General features: G+C 44.9%; 17 protein-coding genes. 8 read left to right on the top strand and 9 right to left on the bottom strand.

Annotated features, from left to right (window positions below):
* Window positions 1-84: 84 nt before the first annotated feature.
* Window positions 85-1,140: a glycosyltransferase family 9 protein gene (locus tag TW81_RS04855; protein ID WP_045954600.1), complete on the top strand. Its 1,056-nt coding sequence runs from the start codon at window positions 85-87 to the stop codon at window positions 1,138-1,140.
* Window positions 1,137-1,925 carry a glycosyltransferase family 2 protein gene (locus tag TW81_RS04850; protein ID WP_045954599.1) on the top strand — a complete coding sequence of 263 codons (789 nt, stop codon included), beginning with the start codon at window positions 1,137-1,139 and terminating at the stop codon, window positions 1,923-1,925. Before TW81_RS04855 ends, TW81_RS04850 begins: the two co-directional genes overlap by 4 nt.
* Before the next feature lie 43 nt (window positions 1,926-1,968).
* Here TW81_RS04850 and TW81_RS04845 read toward each other — a convergent pair whose 3' ends face one another.
* Window positions 1,969-3,003, bottom strand: a complete 1,035-nt coding sequence (locus TW81_RS04845; protein WP_045954598.1) for a glycosyltransferase family 9 protein — start codon at window positions 3,001-3,003, stop codon at window positions 1,969-1,971.
* Between the two features lie 107 nt (window positions 3,004-3,110).
* Between TW81_RS04845 and coaD the strand changes: the two genes are divergently transcribed.
* Window positions 3,111-3,605, top strand: coding sequence for a pantetheine-phosphate adenylyltransferase (gene coaD / locus TW81_RS04840; protein WP_045954728.1), 495 nt, complete (start codon window positions 3,111-3,113; stop codon window positions 3,603-3,605).
* A 26-nt stretch (window positions 3,606-3,631) separates the two neighbouring features.
* Here the strand turns inward: coaD and mutM are convergent, their stop codons facing one another.
* From mutM to radC, 5 genes are all read right to left on the bottom strand, one after another.
* Window positions 3,632-4,438 (bottom strand): bifunctional DNA-formamidopyrimidine glycosylase/DNA-(apurinic or apyrimidinic site) lyase, encoded by an 807-nt coding sequence (gene mutM / locus TW81_RS04835; RefSeq protein ID WP_045954597.1) that lies wholly within the window; start codon window positions 4,436-4,438, stop codon window positions 3,632-3,634.
* Between the two features lie 51 nt (window positions 4,439-4,489).
* On the bottom strand, window positions 4,490-4,975 hold the full coding sequence (locus TW81_RS04830; RefSeq protein ID WP_045954596.1) for a hypothetical protein: 486 nt from the start codon (window positions 4,973-4,975) through the stop codon (window positions 4,490-4,492).
* Between the two features lie 141 nt (window positions 4,976-5,116).
* Complete coding sequence (gene rpmG, locus TW81_RS04825) at window positions 5,117-5,287, bottom strand: 50S ribosomal protein L33 (RefSeq protein ID WP_004410866.1); 171 nt, start codon at window positions 5,285-5,287, stop codon at window positions 5,117-5,119.
* A gap of 13 nt (window positions 5,288-5,300) precedes the next feature.
* A complete protein-coding gene (rpmB, locus tag TW81_RS04820) occupies window positions 5,301-5,537 on the bottom strand; it encodes a 50S ribosomal protein L28 (protein ID WP_004743834.1) in 237 nt (78 codons plus the stop codon).
* A gap of 452 nt (window positions 5,538-5,989) precedes the next feature.
* Window positions 5,990-6,658 (bottom strand): RadC family protein, encoded by a 669-nt coding sequence (gene radC / locus TW81_RS04815; RefSeq protein ID WP_045954595.1) that lies wholly within the window; start codon window positions 6,656-6,658, stop codon window positions 5,990-5,992.
* Window positions 6,659-6,895: 237 nt separating this feature from the next.
* Between radC and coaBC the strand changes: the two genes are divergently transcribed.
* From coaBC to lpxM, 4 genes are all read left to right on the top strand, one after another.
* Entirely contained in the window at window positions 6,896-8,101 is a 1,206-nt protein-coding gene (gene coaBC, locus TW81_RS04810) for a bifunctional phosphopantothenoylcysteine decarboxylase/phosphopantothenate--cysteine ligase CoaBC (RefSeq protein ID WP_045954594.1), read from the top strand.
* 122 nt (window positions 8,102-8,223) lie between these two features.
* Window positions 8,224-8,814, top strand: a complete 591-nt coding sequence (gene slmA / locus TW81_RS04805; RefSeq protein ID WP_045954593.1) for a nucleoid occlusion factor SlmA — start codon at window positions 8,224-8,226, stop codon at window positions 8,812-8,814.
* A 5-nt stretch (window positions 8,815-8,819) separates the two neighbouring features.
* The gene (lpxL, locus tag TW81_RS04800) at window positions 8,820-9,770 is read left to right on the top strand and encodes an LpxL/LpxP family Kdo(2)-lipid IV(A) lauroyl/palmitoleoyl acyltransferase (protein ID WP_045954592.1); all 951 of its coding nucleotides are present in this window, start codon (window positions 8,820-8,822) and stop codon (window positions 9,768-9,770) included.
* 15 nt (window positions 9,771-9,785) lie between these two features.
* Window positions 9,786-10,769 (top strand): lauroyl-Kdo(2)-lipid IV(A) myristoyltransferase, encoded by a 984-nt coding sequence (lpxM, locus tag TW81_RS04795; protein WP_045954591.1) that lies wholly within the window; start codon window positions 9,786-9,788, stop codon window positions 10,767-10,769.
* Window positions 10,770-10,844: 75 nt separating this feature from the next.
* Here lpxM and pyrE read toward each other — a convergent pair whose 3' ends face one another.
* Window positions 10,845-11,486 carry an orotate phosphoribosyltransferase gene (gene pyrE / locus TW81_RS04790; protein ID WP_045954590.1) on the bottom strand — a complete coding sequence of 214 codons (642 nt, stop codon included), beginning with the start codon at window positions 11,484-11,486 and terminating at the stop codon, window positions 10,845-10,847.
* A gap of 188 nt (window positions 11,487-11,674) precedes the next feature.
* Window positions 11,675-12,391, bottom strand: a complete 717-nt coding sequence (gene rph, locus TW81_RS04785) for a ribonuclease PH (RefSeq protein WP_045954589.1) — start codon at window positions 12,389-12,391, stop codon at window positions 11,675-11,677.
* Window positions 12,392-12,545: 154 nt separating this feature from the next.
* On the opposite strand from rph, the gene TW81_RS04780 reads away from it, so the two are divergent.
* Window positions 12,546-13,412: a YicC/YloC family endoribonuclease gene (locus TW81_RS04780; protein ID WP_045954588.1), complete on the top strand. Its 867-nt coding sequence runs from the start codon at window positions 12,546-12,548 to the stop codon at window positions 13,410-13,412.
* An 894-nt stretch (window positions 13,413-14,306) separates the two neighbouring features.
* On the opposite strand, the gene TW81_RS18820 is transcribed toward TW81_RS04780, so the two are convergent.
* A complete protein-coding gene (locus TW81_RS18820; protein ID WP_052706145.1) occupies window positions 14,307-16,613 on the bottom strand; it encodes a sensor domain-containing protein in 2,307 nt (768 codons plus the stop codon).
* Window positions 16,614-17,277: the final 664 nt, after the last annotated feature.

Here is a 17,277-nt window from a genome sequence, read left to right as displayed (position 1 = left end):
AAATTGGCGAAAATCGGTTCTATTTTACATTTATTCGTTAGCTCTGCATAATTCGATATCACTAACAATGAGTTACTCAATGCTATGGCACTTTTTGATACCGCTCCACATTCTCTATGTATATTGCGCCTTTCTGCAATTGGCGATGTGTGTAATACCATCGCCGCGGTTCAGGCCATTCAAGAACAGTGGCCAAATACCAAAATAACTTGGATAACAGGAGCACTCGAAGCAAAGTTGCTTGAGAGTATCGATGGGGTTGAACTGATTGTTTTTGATAAAAAACAAGGCTGGCGAGCTTATCAGCAATTATGGTCCCAGCTCAAAGGACATCGGTTCGATGCGCTACTACATATGCAGTACGCATTCAGAGCAAGCATTGCTACATTAGGTATCAAAGCCAGATATAAGATCGGATTTGATGCAAAGCGTAGTCAAGATTTTCAAACCCTGTTTACCAATGTCAAAGTGCCCTCTCCGAGCAAGCCTCATGTCCTTGATGGGTTAATGGCTTTTGCTCACAAGATTGGTGTTGATGATATAACACCTAAGTGGCAGTTAAGTTATTCAAAGCAGGATGGCGTATGGGCACAAAGCCACTTAAGTACCAGTAAACGTAACTTGGTACTCGTACCCGGAGCAAGCAAGTCATATAAAAACTGGCATGCGCAAGGCTATAGCGAACTCATTAAGCATGCGCGAAGTAAAGGCTGGAATGTCATCTTAGCGGGCAGTCCGGCCAAAGTTGAAACGGATTTGGCGGAACAAGTTGTTGAACTGTGCCTAGGTGAGGTGACCAACCTTGTCGGACAGAGCTCATTGATGCAGATGCTCGCTTTATTAGACAAATGTGATTTAGTGATCGCACCAGATACAGGCCCAGCCCATATGGCGAATGCGATGAATACGCCCGTGATTGGCTTGTACGCACATCACAATCCACAGCGAACCGGCCCATATCAATACCTCGACTATGTGGTCAGTGTTTGGCAAAGGGCGATCGAAGAGCAAACAGGTCAATCTGCCGAACAATTGAGTTGGCGATCGCGAGTGAAAGACAAACAAGCCATGAACAGAATTACTTCTGATCAAGTCATCACTATGTTCGACTTGGTCTGTGAAAAAGAGTCATTATTATGAATCAAGCCAGTCAAAACCGAGCGACGATTGCCGCCGTCATTATTACCAAGAATGAGCAGGACAGTCTGCGCGATTGCCTAGAGAGTTTACGTTGGGTCGATGAGATCATCATCGTTGACTCAGGTAGTACGGATAATACTGAAGCTATCGCCCGTGAGTATACCGAGCATTTTTACGTTAATGCCGAGTGGCCGGGATTTGGTAAACAGAAGCAGTTGGCGCAAAGTTATGCCACCAGTGATTGGATTCTTGCAGTAGATGCCGATGAACGTATTGACGAGACATTGCGTGAAAACATCCTCACAATGCTAGAAAGCCCACCTGAAAATACGGTATATAACCTCAACGAGCTTACTTGGGTATTTGGCCGTTTCCTTAAACACTCAGGCTGGTACTACCGTCACGTACGCCTCTACCCAAATAAACTCACCAAGTACAACGACAACCTAGTACACGAGTCGGTGATTATTCCAGAAGGTTGCAAGGTGGCCGAGTTAGATGGCGATATTCTTCACTACTCGTATCAAAATCTAAATCACTACCTAGTTAAGTCGGCAGGCTACGCCAAAGCGTGGGCCGATCAACGCCAAGCGCGTGGCAAAAAGGCATCTCTGTCGCAAGGGATTATTCATGCTTTAGGTTGCTTCCTGAAAATGTATCTACTTAAACGTGGTTTCCTTGATGGCAAACAGGGTTTCTTGATCGCGGTGCTTTCTGCTCACTCGACCTTTGTTAAGTACGCAGATTTATGGGCACGCGATAACGATCCTCACTATAAGCAATAAGTCACCGTTAAGCGCATTAAAAAGGGCTCATCAGAGCCCTTTGTCATTTCAGTACTTGGTGTACCCAAGGTTTGAGCTGCTCTAACACTTGAGCAATATCAATACGCGCCATATCTTCCTGACTCGCTTTATCCTCCGCTTGCGGTGGGCAAAACGCGATATGCTTACCTTGTGAGTTAATCGGTTGCCAGCGCAGCGGTGTCGCAGAACGTTTACTCGGGAAGAATCCAACGGTAGGAACATCAATTGCTGCGGCGATATGCAGCGGTCCAGTAGAGCCAGCGATAAACATATCTGCGCACGCAATCGAGCAAGAGAAATCCACTAAGCCATCATTTTTGTCATAAAGCGCAGCACTACGACCGCTCACAGCTAATAATTGTTGCAGCTCAGCGGCTTTTTGCTCTTCACCAGGACCAGCGGTCAGTATCACCTCAAAGTCGCCCTCTAAGCCACCTACAAGCTGAGTGTACTGGTGCAATGATAAGTTATTGGCGCTGCCGCCACTTCCTGCATGCACATAAATCCATGGCTTATCAGCGTTCAAATCTAACTGCTGAGCCAGTTTTGATTTTTGTTCAGTAAGTTGCGGAGCAGTAAATGAAAGAAAAGGAGCAGAGGGCTCGACAATCTTCACGCCGTTATCCGTCAGAAAAGCGCGAATAAGATCGAGGTTATATTCAAACTCTGGTTTAGCAGATTGCGAACGCTTCTGCTTAATACGCTTATTGTAGAAAATCTGCGCCAGCTTAGTCGCGGGCGCTAAACGGTAAGGAATTTTGCCTTTCCAAACTAACTTGGCGTTATAAGTGGTTGAGAATAGATTGATTGAGGCGTCAAATTGCTCGGAGCGGATCTGCTTTATCAATTCGGTTTGTTTTGCTTTGTCACTTTTCTCTGTCGGGTCAACCAACACACTATCAATCCAAGGACATAGCTCAGCTAACGCCACCGTATAGTTAGGGACTAACGCAGTGATATGACTATCTGGTAGTGAGGATTTCAACATAGCAAAGCTTGGCCAAGCCAGCATGAAGTCGCCAATCTTATCGTTACGCACAACCAGTATTTTTTTCATCACTCTTTCCACACGGTTCTTTTGCCCCAATGATAGCGGCTTCAGTGGGTAATTGTGAGCCTTTTTGTTAGTATTGAAACAGATGGAATGAATTGAGTATCTTTATCGTGAGCAAAAAACGCCTATCCCGAGTGATTTATCCGGGTACCTTTGATCCTATTACCAACGGGCACTTAGATCTTATCGAGCGCGCAGCGGATATGTTTGATGAAGTGATTATCGCGGTCGCCGCCAGCCCAAGTAAGAACACCATGTTCACATTGGATGAGCGAGTTCAGTTTGCACAAACGGTGACAAAGCATTTGGATAATGTCAGCTCCAAAGGTTTCTCTGGCCTGTTGGTTGATTTTGCCAAGCAAGAGCAAGCTAACGTATTGATTCGTGGCTTACGCACCACTGTCGACTTTGAGTACGAGTTCGGCCTAACCAATATGTATCGTCGGCTGATGCCAGGTTTAGAAAGTGTCTTTTTAACCCCAGCGGAAGAGCACGCATTTATTTCGTCGACCATAGTCCGTGAGGTCGCTATCCATGGCGGCGATGTGACCAACTTTGTCCCTGAGGTGGTCGCTGAGGCATTAAAAAGCAAAGCACACATATAAAACAAGCGGCTGATTCGCCGCTTGTTTTACTTCTGGCACTGATTGCAAAAGAAGGTATTGCGTTGGCCAATCTTCTGCTCTTCGATTAGTTCGCCACACGTTGGACAAGGCTCACTCGCTTTACCATAGACTTGTAGCTCTTGAGCAAAATAACCGGGCTTACCATCCGCTTGAGCGAAATCTTTTAACGTTGTGCCACCTTGCTTGATTGCGGTATCGAGCACGCGCTTAATTTCATAGACCAGCCTTTGCCATTCGTTCGCGGTCAGCGTACCTGCTGATCGTGTGGGGTGAATTCCTGAGCTAAATAACGACTCATTGGCATAGATATTCCCCACCCCAACAACAATTTTGTTATCCATAATAAACTGCTTCACCGCGACACGCTTATTGCTCGCCTTTTCAACCATATAGCCATGATTGAACTCAGAGGTAAGCGGCTCTGGCCCCATCTTACCTAGTGCGGCGTGTGTGCCATCTTCAGTCCATAACCATGCGCCAAAACGTCTTGGGTCATTATAACGTAGCACCTTGCCGTTAGTTAGTTTGAGATCAACATGATCATGTTTAGCGGGTGAGATCTCGGCATCAAGTACTCTCAGAGAGCCAGACATCCCAAGATGGACAATCGCACAACCAACATCCGTTTCTATCAATAAGTACTTGGCTCGACGCGTGATGTTGCGAATCACTTGGCCTTGCATTTTTTTAAGATCCTGAGGAATATCCCAACGGAGTTTTGGCGTACGAAAGGTTATTTTAGCAACAGTCTCACCAACTAGATGAGGAGAAATGCCCATTCGGCTAACTTCAACTTCTGGTAGTTCCGGCATAAAGAGTTCCTAGCATAGAAATCGTAGCGCCTAGTGTAGAGTTTCTAGCCGTTAATCTCTAGGAACTAAATAACCACTATCCACCGAAATCGCTATCCACTTGTCTTGCCAGTTTTTTAACAACCAAAATTGCGAAGTTTGATAATACGTGATCCTTTGCGGCTCTTCTTGATCGAGATACCACACTTCAATTGAGCTCGGCTGACCTAACTGTGGCTTTAAGTTGGCAAAATTTTCAGGGCTGACTTCGGTTCCGACTAAATTCATCCAACGCTCAGCAAGCTCTTGTTCTGGAATCGAGGTATGAATGGTGCTGCGCCAGCGGCCTTGATTTTTCTCAAGCGACCAGTTGGAAAAGTACAAGGCTTGCAGATCGGCTTGCGGATTCAATAGATATGGGTGAGCACTTTCCACTACAGGTTGCTCAATCAAATACGTTTTAATTAGGGTCGGAAGGTTAAGCAAGGCAATAAAGGCAATAATGCCTAAGATAAGAATATTGTTCCAACGCCGACGGCGTGATGGTGAAACTCGCATATCATTTCCTTTAGTGAATGACCACTTAAGTATTTGAATCAGATACATCGAGTATAAATTGCAGCTAATAAAAAACCCAACCATATTGCTATGATTGGGTTTCAATTCACGCTTCCCGAGGGAAGTTCAAAGAAGAATCAATTACTTGATTTTCGCTTCTTTGTACATAACGTGCTGGCGAACTACTGGATCAAACTTTTTGATCTCAAATTTGCCTGGCATGTTACGCTTGTTCTTATCAGTCGTGTAGAAGTGACCAGTACCTGCAGAAGATACTAGACGGATTTTCTCACGTACGCCTTTCTTTGCCATTGTCTATTTCCTCTTAAACGTTTACGCCGTTTGCACGGATATCAACAAGAACAGCATCGATGCCTTTCTTGTCGATGATACGCATACCTTTAGCAGATAGACGTAGTTTAACAAAACGTTTTTCGCTCTCTACCCAGAAACGATGAGTTTGTAGGTTCGGCAGAAAACGACGCTTAGTAGCATTGCGTGCGTGTGAACGGTTGTTACCCGTTACTGGACGCTTACCAGTTACTTGGCATACTCGTGACATGAATGTCTTCTCCAAAATCGTTTCAGCTCGATATCAACCTTGGTGGCCGAACCTCTCTAGTTCTCAAAGAAGAATGTCGAGGTCTTATACCGCTATGGAAACCCATACAAGGCTATCAAAGGTCGCGCATTATACTAACTTGAGTACCATTGCTCAAGACCCGAACAGATCCTTTTTACAGGTTTTCGTGATCTTTTTTTAGGCAGAGCTGATTTATGTGCTAAAAAATGTCGGGGGATTGTAGCAGAAATCGGCGCTCTCACAACCAAAACTTAAACAAAATCACAGAAAATAATAGATACGAGTTCCTAGTACCTAGTTCCTAGAGAGATTACAGCTACTTAAGCACCCCGGATTTACTTCAAATCATCCAAGAAAACATCTTACTTATCTCACGGATTGAGCTATCTGTGCGCTTAACGTCTTCAATTTCAATCAACCCAAGCTAAAAATCATATCCAACCACGTTCTGCGAAGGAAACAATCTCTCCATCCCCGACCACAAAATGATCGAGGACACGAATATCGACCAATGCCAATGCATCACATATTCGACGAGTGATGCGGCGATCACTCTGGCTTGGTTCAGCAATACCAGACGGATGATTGTGGGCTAAAATCAAAGCGGCGGCATTATGCTCTAAAGCGCGTTTGACGATTTCTCTCGGGTAGACTGAAGCCGAATCAATCGTGCCTTGAAACAAAGGTTCACCACAAATGACTCTATGTTGGTTGTCTAAAAATAAGACAAAAAACTCTTCGCGCTGTTTATCTCTTAGTAAGCCAGAAAGATAAAGCTTCGTTTGCTCTGGGCTGGTGAGCGCTTCACCGCGCTGAAGTGCTTCGGCCAGATAACGTTGGGTCATTTCAAGTACGGCTTGCAACTGGACATATTTTGCGACGCCTAATCCTTTGTGGTGGCAAAAGCTGCTTAAATCAGCAGAAAACAGCTTTCTTAGCGAACCAAACTCTTTAATCAGATGGTCAGACAGCGCTAATACATTCATTCCCTGCGTGCCCGTTCTAAGGAAGATTGCCAGTAGTTCGGCATCGGTTAGCGCTTGTGGACCATGGGAAAGCAATTTCTCTCTTGGCATAGACTCTTTGGGTAGCAGCTTCATTTATCTCTCTTTATCAGGCAAACATCTCAGCACAGAGTAATGAAAGAGGCTTAGTCGCCATAATATAGAGTAGCAGTGTGCGAGCAGACAAAAATTAACCATGCAACTTGCGCGCGCCTTCAGTATGGCAAACTTTGCGCCATATCAAGCTTCAAAACGGCCAACTCACCTCCTCACCCTAGGCACATAATTGTCAGCCGTGGTATCTTACGGGCAGAAATTTTAAGGAAGATCATCATGCAAACACTCGCAGGTAAAAAGATCCTACTAGGTATTAGCGGCGGTATTGCTGCTTATAAATGCGCCGAATTGACTCGCCGACTCATCGAACGCGGTGCAGAGGTTCAGGTCGTTATGACCACCGCCGCCAAAGAGTTCATCACCCCGCTGACTATGCAGGCCGTCTCTGGCAGGCCAGTTTCCGATAGCTTACTAGACCCGGCGGCTGAAGCCTCAATGGGGCATATCGAGCTTGCTAAGTGGGCGGATTTAGTGCTGCTTGCTCCTGCTACGGCAGACCTCATTGCTCGTATGTCAGCTGGCATGGGCAATGATTTATTAACGACGTTAGTGTTGGCAACGGATTCTCCTGTTGCGGTATCTCCCGCAATGAATCAGCAGATGTATCGTAATATTGCCACCCAAGAAAACATCGCCACCCTTGAACGTCGTGGCATGCATATCTGGGGCCCAGCAGCGGGCGAGCAAGCGTGTGGTGATGTAGGCCCAGGGCGCATGCTTGAGCCGATGCAATTGGTTGAGCGTTGTGAGCTATTTTTTGCCGATAAGCCACTTAAAGGTAAGTCGGTTGTGATTACCGCAGGGCCAACGCGTGAAGCAATTGACCCAGTACGTTATATCTCTAACCACAGTTCAGGAAAAATGGGCTTTGCCTTGGCTCAAGCTGCTGCCATGCAAGGAGCACAAGTTACTTTGATTGCCGGGCCAGTCGCCTTAGCCACCCCGGTGGGTGTAGAACGCATTGATGTTGATAGCGCGCAAAGCATGCATGACGCGGCTCTAGCTCAAGCCACAAAGCATGACATATTTATAGGCTGTGCAGCGGTGGCTGACTATCGCCCACAAGCCGTCGCAGAGCACAAAATCAAAAAGACCGATGAGAGCGATCAAATGACTATTACCATGGTCAAAAATCCAGACATCATCGCCTCTGTGGCTGCACTTAACGAGCATCGCCCATTTACAGTTGGGTTTGCCGCTGAAACTCAGGATGTCGAACACTACGCACGAACTAAGTTGAGTAAAAAGAATCTCGATATGATTTGCGCCAATGACGTCTCCGTCGAAGGGCAAGGCTTCAATAGCAACAACAACGCAATCACCTTATACTGGAAAGATGGTAAGCAATCACTTACCCTTGCATCAAAGCAGCACATTGCAACACAAATCGTTATGACCATCGCGGAAAAACTAGAAGCGTAAAGCTCATACATCAGCTCTGTAAGAGTCGAACTTCGCGATAAATGGATTTGTCATAACTCATTTGGCTTTGAGGCACGCACTCAAAGCCTTTATTCAGAATGGTAACAATAAGGAAAAGGTTCATGGCTGGAACAAGAAAAACCAACCGCCGAGATGAAATTTTGCAAGCACTGGCTGAAATGCTGGAGTCTAACGAAGGGGCTTCACGCATTACAACCGCAAAACTGGCTAAACAAGTTGGCGTTTCAGAAGCCGCGCTGTATCGACACTTCCCAAGTAAAGCTCGCATGTTTGAAGGCTTAATCGAATTTATTGAAGAGTCTTTGATGTCGAGAATAAACCGTATTTTGGATGAAGAGAAAGACACCCTGACTCGTATCCGCTTAGTACTGCAATTGATTTTGGCTTTTGCGGAGCGTAATCCGGGCCTGAGCCGCATTTTGTCTGGGCATGCGCTAATGTTTGAAAATGAACGCTTACGCGAGCGCATCAATCAACTGTTTGAACGCATCGAAACCTCAATCCGTCAGATTTTGCGCGAGCGCATGCTACGTGAAGGCAAAGCTTTCCCTGTCGATGAAAAAGTACTGGCAGCGCAACTGTTAGGTCAAGTGGAAGGTAGCTTAAACCGCTTTGTTCGCAGCGACTTTAAATATCAACCAACCGCTAATTTTGAAGAATATTGGTCACTACTGAGTGCACAAATTAAGTAATCACTATGAGTAAAGATAAGTTCAATCAGGCACCGCCATTTTCCCTCTCTTTATTGCACCCTAAGTATTGGGGGGTATGGCTAGGTTTCGGACTGCTCGCCCTGATTGTCAACCTACTCCCTTATGCCCTTCTGCTACGTTTAGGCCAAAGCATAGGTCGCATTGGGATGCGTTTTGGTAAGTCACGAGTTCGAATTGCTCGACGTAACCTAGAACTTGCCTTTCCCGACATGGAGCAAGCTGAAATTGAACGTGTGGTTGAGGAAAATTTCAAGAATACTGGGATGGCGTTAATCGAAACTGGCATTACTTGGTTTTGGCCAACTTGGCGCTTCAAACGCATCTTGGTAGCGAAAGATGTAGAAATACTCAAACAACTCGACAAACAAGGCAAAGGCGCGCTGCTATGTTGTGTGCATGCACTCAATCTAGAGATTACGGCGCGCGCGTTTGGAGTATTAGGGTTGCAAGGTTACGGCGCTTACCGGCCACACAGCAACCCAGCCTACGAATTTATTCAGTATCGTGGGCGTACACGTAACGGCAACAAGCTTATCTACCGTACCGACCTCAAACAGATGATTCGCGTACTGCGCCAAGGGCACCGTCTGTTTTATCTGCCGGATCAAGATTACGGACACAACAAATCCGTTTTTGTCCCTTTCTTCGCCGTGGAAGAGGCATGTACAACAACAGGTACCAGTATTTTAGCCTACACCAGTAAGTGCGCTATTATTCCGGGTTCTGGCTTTAGAAACAGTGCAGGCCAGTATGAAATCATTGCCGATAAAGATATCGAGCCAGATTACCCGAAAAAAGATGAAACGGCAGCGGCGGCCTACATGAATAAATTTGTTGAAGAGATTATCATGCGAGCCCCAGATCAATGGATGTGGTTACATAAACGCTTTAAATCCCTTCCAGATCACAATCTGACCAACTCACGTTACCAATAGAATAGGCATTGCTGAATGAGCTCCAACGACAAAAACAGCACAGATAAACATCTCCATAACCCAACTTTTGAGTGGTCCTTTCTCCACCCGAAGCATTGGGGGACATGGATAGGAATATTATTTGCGGCACTATTTGCTTTTATTCCCTACCGCTGGCGTGACAATCTAGCGCGTAAATTATCAGTATTTGCCGTAAAGAAAAACGGCCGCGTCGTGCGTCGTGCACGTGTGAACCTTGAGTACTGCTTCCCAGAAAAGTCAGAGCAAGAACGTCAGGCGATCCTCGAAGAAACCTTCGTTAAAGCGGCGCAATACTTACTCGGTTATTCAGAGTTCTTAGTACGCTCAACCAAACACAATCAGAATCGCGGGATTATGATCGGCGAAGATAACATCTTGCCATTGCTTGATGCAGGGGAGAACGTCATTATCCTCGCGCCACACGCATGGGCAGTCGACTATCCGGCGGTAATGTTGGCGGCGAAAGGCTATAAAGTTACAACGATTATGAAGCCGCAGCGTAATCCAATTGGCGATTGGCTTATGCAAGTGCAGCGCATGCAGTATGGCGGCCGTATCTTTGCTCGTGAAGCTGGCGTTAAACCTTTTGTTCGCTCGATTAAAGATGGCTACCTAGGGTACTGGCTACCAGACGAAGACTTCGGCGCAGCAAATTCAGTGTTTGTGCCGTTCTTTGGCACGGAGAAAGCCACACTTAAAGGGTTTGGTAAAATGGCGCGCTTATCGAAAGCCAAAGTCGTGCCTATTCTGCCAGCTTATAACGACACTACAGGTAAATACGAAGTACACATTTTGCCTGCACTGGAAAACTTCCCAACTGGTGATGAAGAAACGGATGCGCGCGCAATGAACAAAGCGATTGAAGACTTAGTGCGTCCACGCCCAGAACAGTATATGTGGAACCTATCGCTACTTAAAACCCAGCGCGATGGCAGCGAGATCTACGATAACTCGCATAAGGGTGATGGAAGCAAATAGTCGTATTTAGTAGAAACAATTAAGGGTTGACGAGAAAACATCAACCCTTTGCTTATTGTCGTGTAACCTAAACCGTTAGATCCCGTACTCAGCGCGGTAAGCTTTAACAGCTTCTAGATGCTGGGCATCGGTACCTTTCTCTTCTAGGAAGGTCACTAGGTCAGTTAGGCTAACGATAGAGATAATCGCGCAGCCAAAATCACGCTCCACCTCTTGAATCGCCGATAGTTCACCTTTACCCTTCTCTTGGCGGTCAATCGCAACTAGAACACCAGCAAGATCAGCCCCATTGGCTTTGATGATCTCCATCGACTCACGAATCGCCGTTCCTGCGGTAATCACATCATCAACCAACATGATTCGACCTTCCAGTGCACTACCTACTAGATTGCCACCTTCACCGTGATCTTTCGCTTCTTTACGGTTAAAGCAGTAAGGCGTGTCGATATCGTGGTGATCCGCTAGAGCGACTGCTGTTGTCGTCGCAATTGGAATACCTTTGTACGCAGGGCCAAATAGTACGTCGAACTCAATGCCAGAGTCTGCCAACGCTGCCGCGTAGAAACGACCGAGACGCGCTAAGTCACGACCAGTATTGAAAAGACCAGCGTTAAAGAAGTACGGGCTCTTACGGCCAGACTTTAAAGTAAACTCGCCAAATTTTAGGACTTCTTTCTCTAGTGCAAACTCAATAAATTCACGCTGGTATGCTTTCATTTCTTTCTCTCTCATACAGTTTCTAGTCCCTAGTGGCTAGTTCCTAGAATCTTGTTTATTAAACTAAATCCTGATGACAGGAGTGACTTGCAAATAGGTTTCTTGAGAACTTTCCTAAGAACTTATCTCTAGGAACTTCACTTTAGAAACTTAAAAAAATAGCTTCCAAATGGAAGCTATTTAAAAAATCAATTTTCTAACGCCGCCTTCTGCGCCGCTACGATCTCGGTAATACCTTTGGTCGCCGACTCAAGTAACGTCATCAGCTCTGCATGAGTGAAAGGTTCACCCTCAGCGGTGCCTTGAACTTCAATCATGCGACCGTCTTCAGTCATCACCACATTCATATCAGTGTCTGCTGCAGAATCTTCTGTGTACTCAAGATCACAAAGAATATCTTCACCTAGAATGCCCACTGATACGGCTGCTACGTGGCCTTTCATTGGATTCGCTTTTAGCTTGCCCTTCTCAACTAAGTGTTGGAATGCATCCGCCATCGCTACGCTCGCACCGGAGATAGACGCAGTACGTGTACCGCCGTCAGCCTGAATCACGTCACAGTCAACGGTGACCATGATCTCACCCATGGCTTCCAGATCTACTACGGCACGTAGGCTGCGAGCAATCAGACGCTGGATTTCCATCGTACGACCGCCTTGCTTACCACTTGCTGCCTCACGACGCATACGTGAATGTGTTGAGCGCGGTAGCATGCCATATTCAGCCGTTACCCAGCCTTTACCTTGGCCTTTTAGCCAACGCGGTACGTTTTCTTCAACGGTCGCATTACACAGTACTTTGGTATTGCCGAATTCAACCAGCACAGAGCCTTCTGCATAGGCAGTGTAGTTACGAGTAATTTTGATTGGGCGAACTTGGTCCGCCTTGCGATCGTTTGGACGCATGGGCATCTACCTTAGTTGTCTATCTGCTGATAGGGGGAGACGAATTTGATTGGGGCAAGATTATAGCGAAGTTTGCCCATCAAAGCTATCTGTCTCGGATTTGTGCTACTATTGCTTCGCGTTATTTTCAAAGATTGATAAACAGGAAAATTCGATGATCTACAGTATGACAGCCTATGCACGTAAAGAAGTGAAAGGCGATTGGGGTACGGCCATTTGGGAAATTCGTAGTGTTAACCAACGCTACCTAGAAACCTATTTCCGCCTACCAGAGCAGTTCCGCGGTTTAGAGCCAGTACTACGCGAGCGTTTTCGTAAACGTCTTGCGCGCGGCAAGGTTGAGTGTGCGTTGCGCTTTGAAGCCAACCCAGCGGCGAAAGGCGAGCTAACCATTAACGAAACGCTCGCTAAGCAAGTGGTCAAAGCAGCAGAGCAAGTGATGCACATCACCGGTGAACTGAGTCGCATCAACCCATTCCAAGTGATGAACTGGCCGGGCGTAATGGAAACCCCAGAGCAAGATATGGATGCGGTCAACAAAGACCTACTTGCGGCGTTTGATGACGCGGTGAGCGAGTTTATCGAAGCGCGTGGTCGTGAAGGCGAAAACATGAAAGCGCTAATCGAGCAACGTTTAGATGCCATTACTGCTGAAGTAGTTAAGGTACGTGCGCGTATGCCTGAGATTCTTGAATGGCAACGTGAACGTTTGTTCTCTAAGTTCGAAGAAGCCAAAGTTGAGCTGGACTCATCACGTGTCGAACAAGAACTGATCTTACTGGCGCAGAAATCCGATGTTGCCGAAGAGCTAGACCGCCTAGATTCTCATGTTAAAGAAGCGACCAACATCCTCAAAAAAGGTGGCGCATGTGGCCGCCGCTTAGATTTCATGATGCAAGAGTTCAACCGCGAGTCAAATACCCTTGCTTCTAAGTCTATCAGTACAGATATCACGGCGTCAGGTGTCGAACTAAAAGTTCTCATCGAGCAGATGCGTGAGCAGATCCAGAATATAGAATAAGGTCTGACAGGATACACAACCATCTCACAAGCCCTGTAAATACAGGGCTTTCTATTTTTAAATACACACAAGTCCATAAAACGCCCTACACAGATCCAGATAAACGGGGGAAAGTGGGTAGTATTTCGCTATTGACTCCCCGTCACTGCGTAAAAGAGCAAAGGCACTCCCCACAATTAAAGTAACCGATTGATTAAATAATACTTTATCCCTACTAACTCAAAGGAATATCTATGGAAAACCTGACTGTGAACCTAGTAAAATCTTCAATAAAAAATGAAAATTTTGCTCGTCACAGTGACGGTGAAGGCTTTTATCTCATGATTCCAAAGAAAGGAGGCCCATTTGGATTCTTCGCTACACGCTGTTTAATAAGCACAAAGAATTGACGCTTGCTGAAGAGAGGCTACAAGCCTTTGATTTTCTAAAATAAATTAGCACAGACATAAATCCGATTGCCGAAAGAAACGAGATAAACAAGCCGAGATTATGGATGACTTGTTTGAAGACTGGCATAACAAATTAGTTAAACGCCTTAAAGACCCCAATATAACTAAGCGCATCTAGCAAAAAGAAATCGCTCCGCAGATTATGGAGCCGTCAATGTCAGCATATGTACCCAGTACACAATGGATGTCAAAGCGGCGCAACAGGAAGGTAGGAACGTAGCGACCATGACAGTTCCTAAAGGCGGTGAAAAGATTAAAACGAAGTAGGCCACCAGCAACGATAAACGCCATTATTTAAATCGCCTAACCATATTCAGACTTCAATATTCTCAGGCTCTCCAAGAACGACCTCAAGGAAAGTCGACGCAGTGGCTCCTGTTAATAAGTCGTCGGGAGATATCACCAATGGCACCACACTTAACGGCTTAATTTAGTTGGCGGTCACTTATGATGGCATGACAACTAAACCTTTCTTCTCCCTTAATAACTCCTGCATCCCCTGCTGTGATAACGGTTTACTAAAATAAAACCCCTGATAAGCACTAATGCCAAGGTCTCGCAGTAATTGCCACTGCTCTTTGGTCTCAACACCTTCTGCAATAAGTTTAATTTCAAAATTTTTTGCTAGCTCAATAAGTGACTTGACCATCAGGAGGGCTTGCTTGTCGACGGCAACATCTTGAATAAATGATCTATCTATCTTAATTTCATCGATAGGAAGAGCTCTTAGATAGTTTAGCGACGAGTAACCTGTTCCAAAGTCATCCAAAGAAATAGAAACTCCATACTGTTTCAATCGAGTCAATTTCTCAGTCGCATCTTTTACGTCTTGAATCAATAGCGACTCTGTAACCTCCACGATAAGTTTGGATTGAGCGATGTTATAAGCGTCGACAATAGAGATAAAATCTTCGACAAACTTATTCTGCCAAATTTGTTTTGCACTGAGGTTGATCGAAATTTGCAAATGTTCCGTATCGCTAGATGCCTGCCACCGTTGTAGTTGTTCACATGCTTGTTCCAGCACCATATTACCAATAGGTACAATTAGATTACTTTCTTCAATTAAATCAATAAATGCCCCTGGAGATAGAACGCCAAGTTCAGGGTGATACCAACGCATTAAAGCTTCTGCACCAGTAATTTTCTCGTTTTTATCGTATTGAGGTTGAAGATGAATCCGGAAGTCTTTGTTTTTAATTGACGTCTGCATGGCTTTTTGTAGTTCACTGGTATGACGTAATTCATCATACATATCCATATCGTATATCATTGCCGCATTCCCGCCGTTTGCTTTCGTCCGGTATAACGCGGTATCTGCAAGCTGCAGGGCCTCCCCGATCGACATCTCATCCGAGTTAAAAATAATCCCACCTATGCTGGCTGTCACAGCGTATTCAATGGCAAGACCTTGCTCCTCGCAATCTAGGTGGAAAACTTTTGAAAGATCATGAACAAGACCATTGGCATATTTTTGTGCGATCTGTAGCGCCAAAGATTTAGGTTCCCCGAGAAGCGGTAAAACAACGACAAATTCGTCTCCGCCAAAACGAGAAATCACCTCGTTATTTTTAATCGATGCTCGTAACCGATTCGCAACGGAGATCAAGAGTTTGTCCCCCATATGGTGCCCGTAGCTGTCATTAAGCAACTTAAATCGGTCCAAATCTAAAAATAAAACAGCGCTGTACACATTCTGCAAAGCGCTCTCATGAATTGTTTCATTCAATTCGATCTCCAATTGAGTACGATTAATTAAGCCCGTCAACTGGTCGTGATACGCTAGAAACTCTATTTTTTGCTGGTTATTTTTTTCATCGGTGACATCCTGAACAATACCAACCAGCCATAGCGGCTTGCCATTTGAATCAAGCTCAGCAACTTGCCCTCTATCCCATATCCAAATGACGCTTCCATCTGGCCGAATCATACGGAAATAGATGTTATATTCTCCTTCGTTTTGCAACATCTTTTCTAAAGACTCAAAAACTTTGGGCCGGTCCTCAGGGACAATACAGTTTTCAAACTCTTTGAACGTATTGTCGCTACGTTTGACTCCCGTAATTTGCTCCCAACGTTCATTATGCAGTACGACATTTGTTTGCGTATTCCATTCCCACATCCCTTCTTCAGAAACCTCAAGCACTTGCTCTAAGCGAGATTTATTGCGATCTGCTTCTTCTTTTAAACGTGTTATATCGGTAATGTCTTTGGCTAGGATTAAAACTTTCTCCTCGCCTTGCAAATCTCTAAATGGCACTTTGATCGAGTGAAAATGCCGAACCTCACCAGTATTCGTGTCTGTAGAAGATTCATAAACCTCCTCTTTTTCAAAACGACTAAGAATTGCTTGAACGTTTTGTAGAAAAAAATCCGCCTGTTCTTTGTTTTTAGTGAAGTAGTAATCATCTTTCCCCACCATCTCTTGGGGGGTCGTATTGTATAGTCTCGCAACAGCAGCGTTACAGAAAGTGAATTTACCTTCTGGATCTTTCACCACAAATACATCAGGAATAGAATGCAATATGTATTGAACCAACTGAGCTTGGGCATACTGACGACGTTTTACAACCCACAACAAAACACTAACGCAGACAGCATTCCCACCTATGATGAGAAAGACGTTAGAGGCTCCTATCAACTCGTCCACCACTAAATGCTGCAGTGTAACCACACTCAATGAGGTGAAGAAGATAAGAGCAACTGCAATTTTGCACAGCATCTTCAATGAACAGCCAATAACGTTATACATAAATTTATTTTCTCAACAGCAAGGGAATAACAGGGAACAAATTATTGTCATCGGTCACCGACATTCTTTTCCATATTCAAAAGATATCAATATAGAAACTCGACGGATTTAAGAAAGAACTAGCTCATTAGCCATAAACAATCAACCAAGTGAATTTGCCTGAAATGTAAGATGTTTGCTAAACCGTTGTAGTAGGTTCAACTACCAGACGATTTACTAAACCACTGAAGGGGATGGAAAAGTGAAGGAATTACATTACTTATGCAGACATTTTTAATCGACATTTGTATCAATACCCATATCATAAAAGCGGTGATATTACATTGATTTCATATCAGCATCCTCACCTGTATCACATATGAGAATATGTAATACCCGAATCATTGACCATAGCCATAGATCTTTCTAGCCTTTCAAAACGCTGGTTGTTTATGTTGTATTTAAGCCTAAGGAAAGGAGCTAAAGCATCTGCACATAACATAACCGCAAATTATGACCGTTCTACCCAAGTAGAAACGTTTAGACCAACTCTGTAAAAATACAAATAATTCAATTAGTTGAACACCACCAAGCATCTCGAATCAAAACTCAACGCTTTTTCAGCAACACAAAAAGCAAACGATCTCTCAAGGGGCCAGTTTACAGAATACAACACCAAATCTGT

The organism is Vibrio galatheae (assembly GCF_000967545.1).
GTDB classification, from domain to species: domain Bacteria; phylum Pseudomonadota; class Gammaproteobacteria; order Enterobacterales; family Vibrionaceae; genus Vibrio; species Vibrio galatheae.
This window is presented reverse-complemented; position numbering and strand designations above follow the sequence as displayed.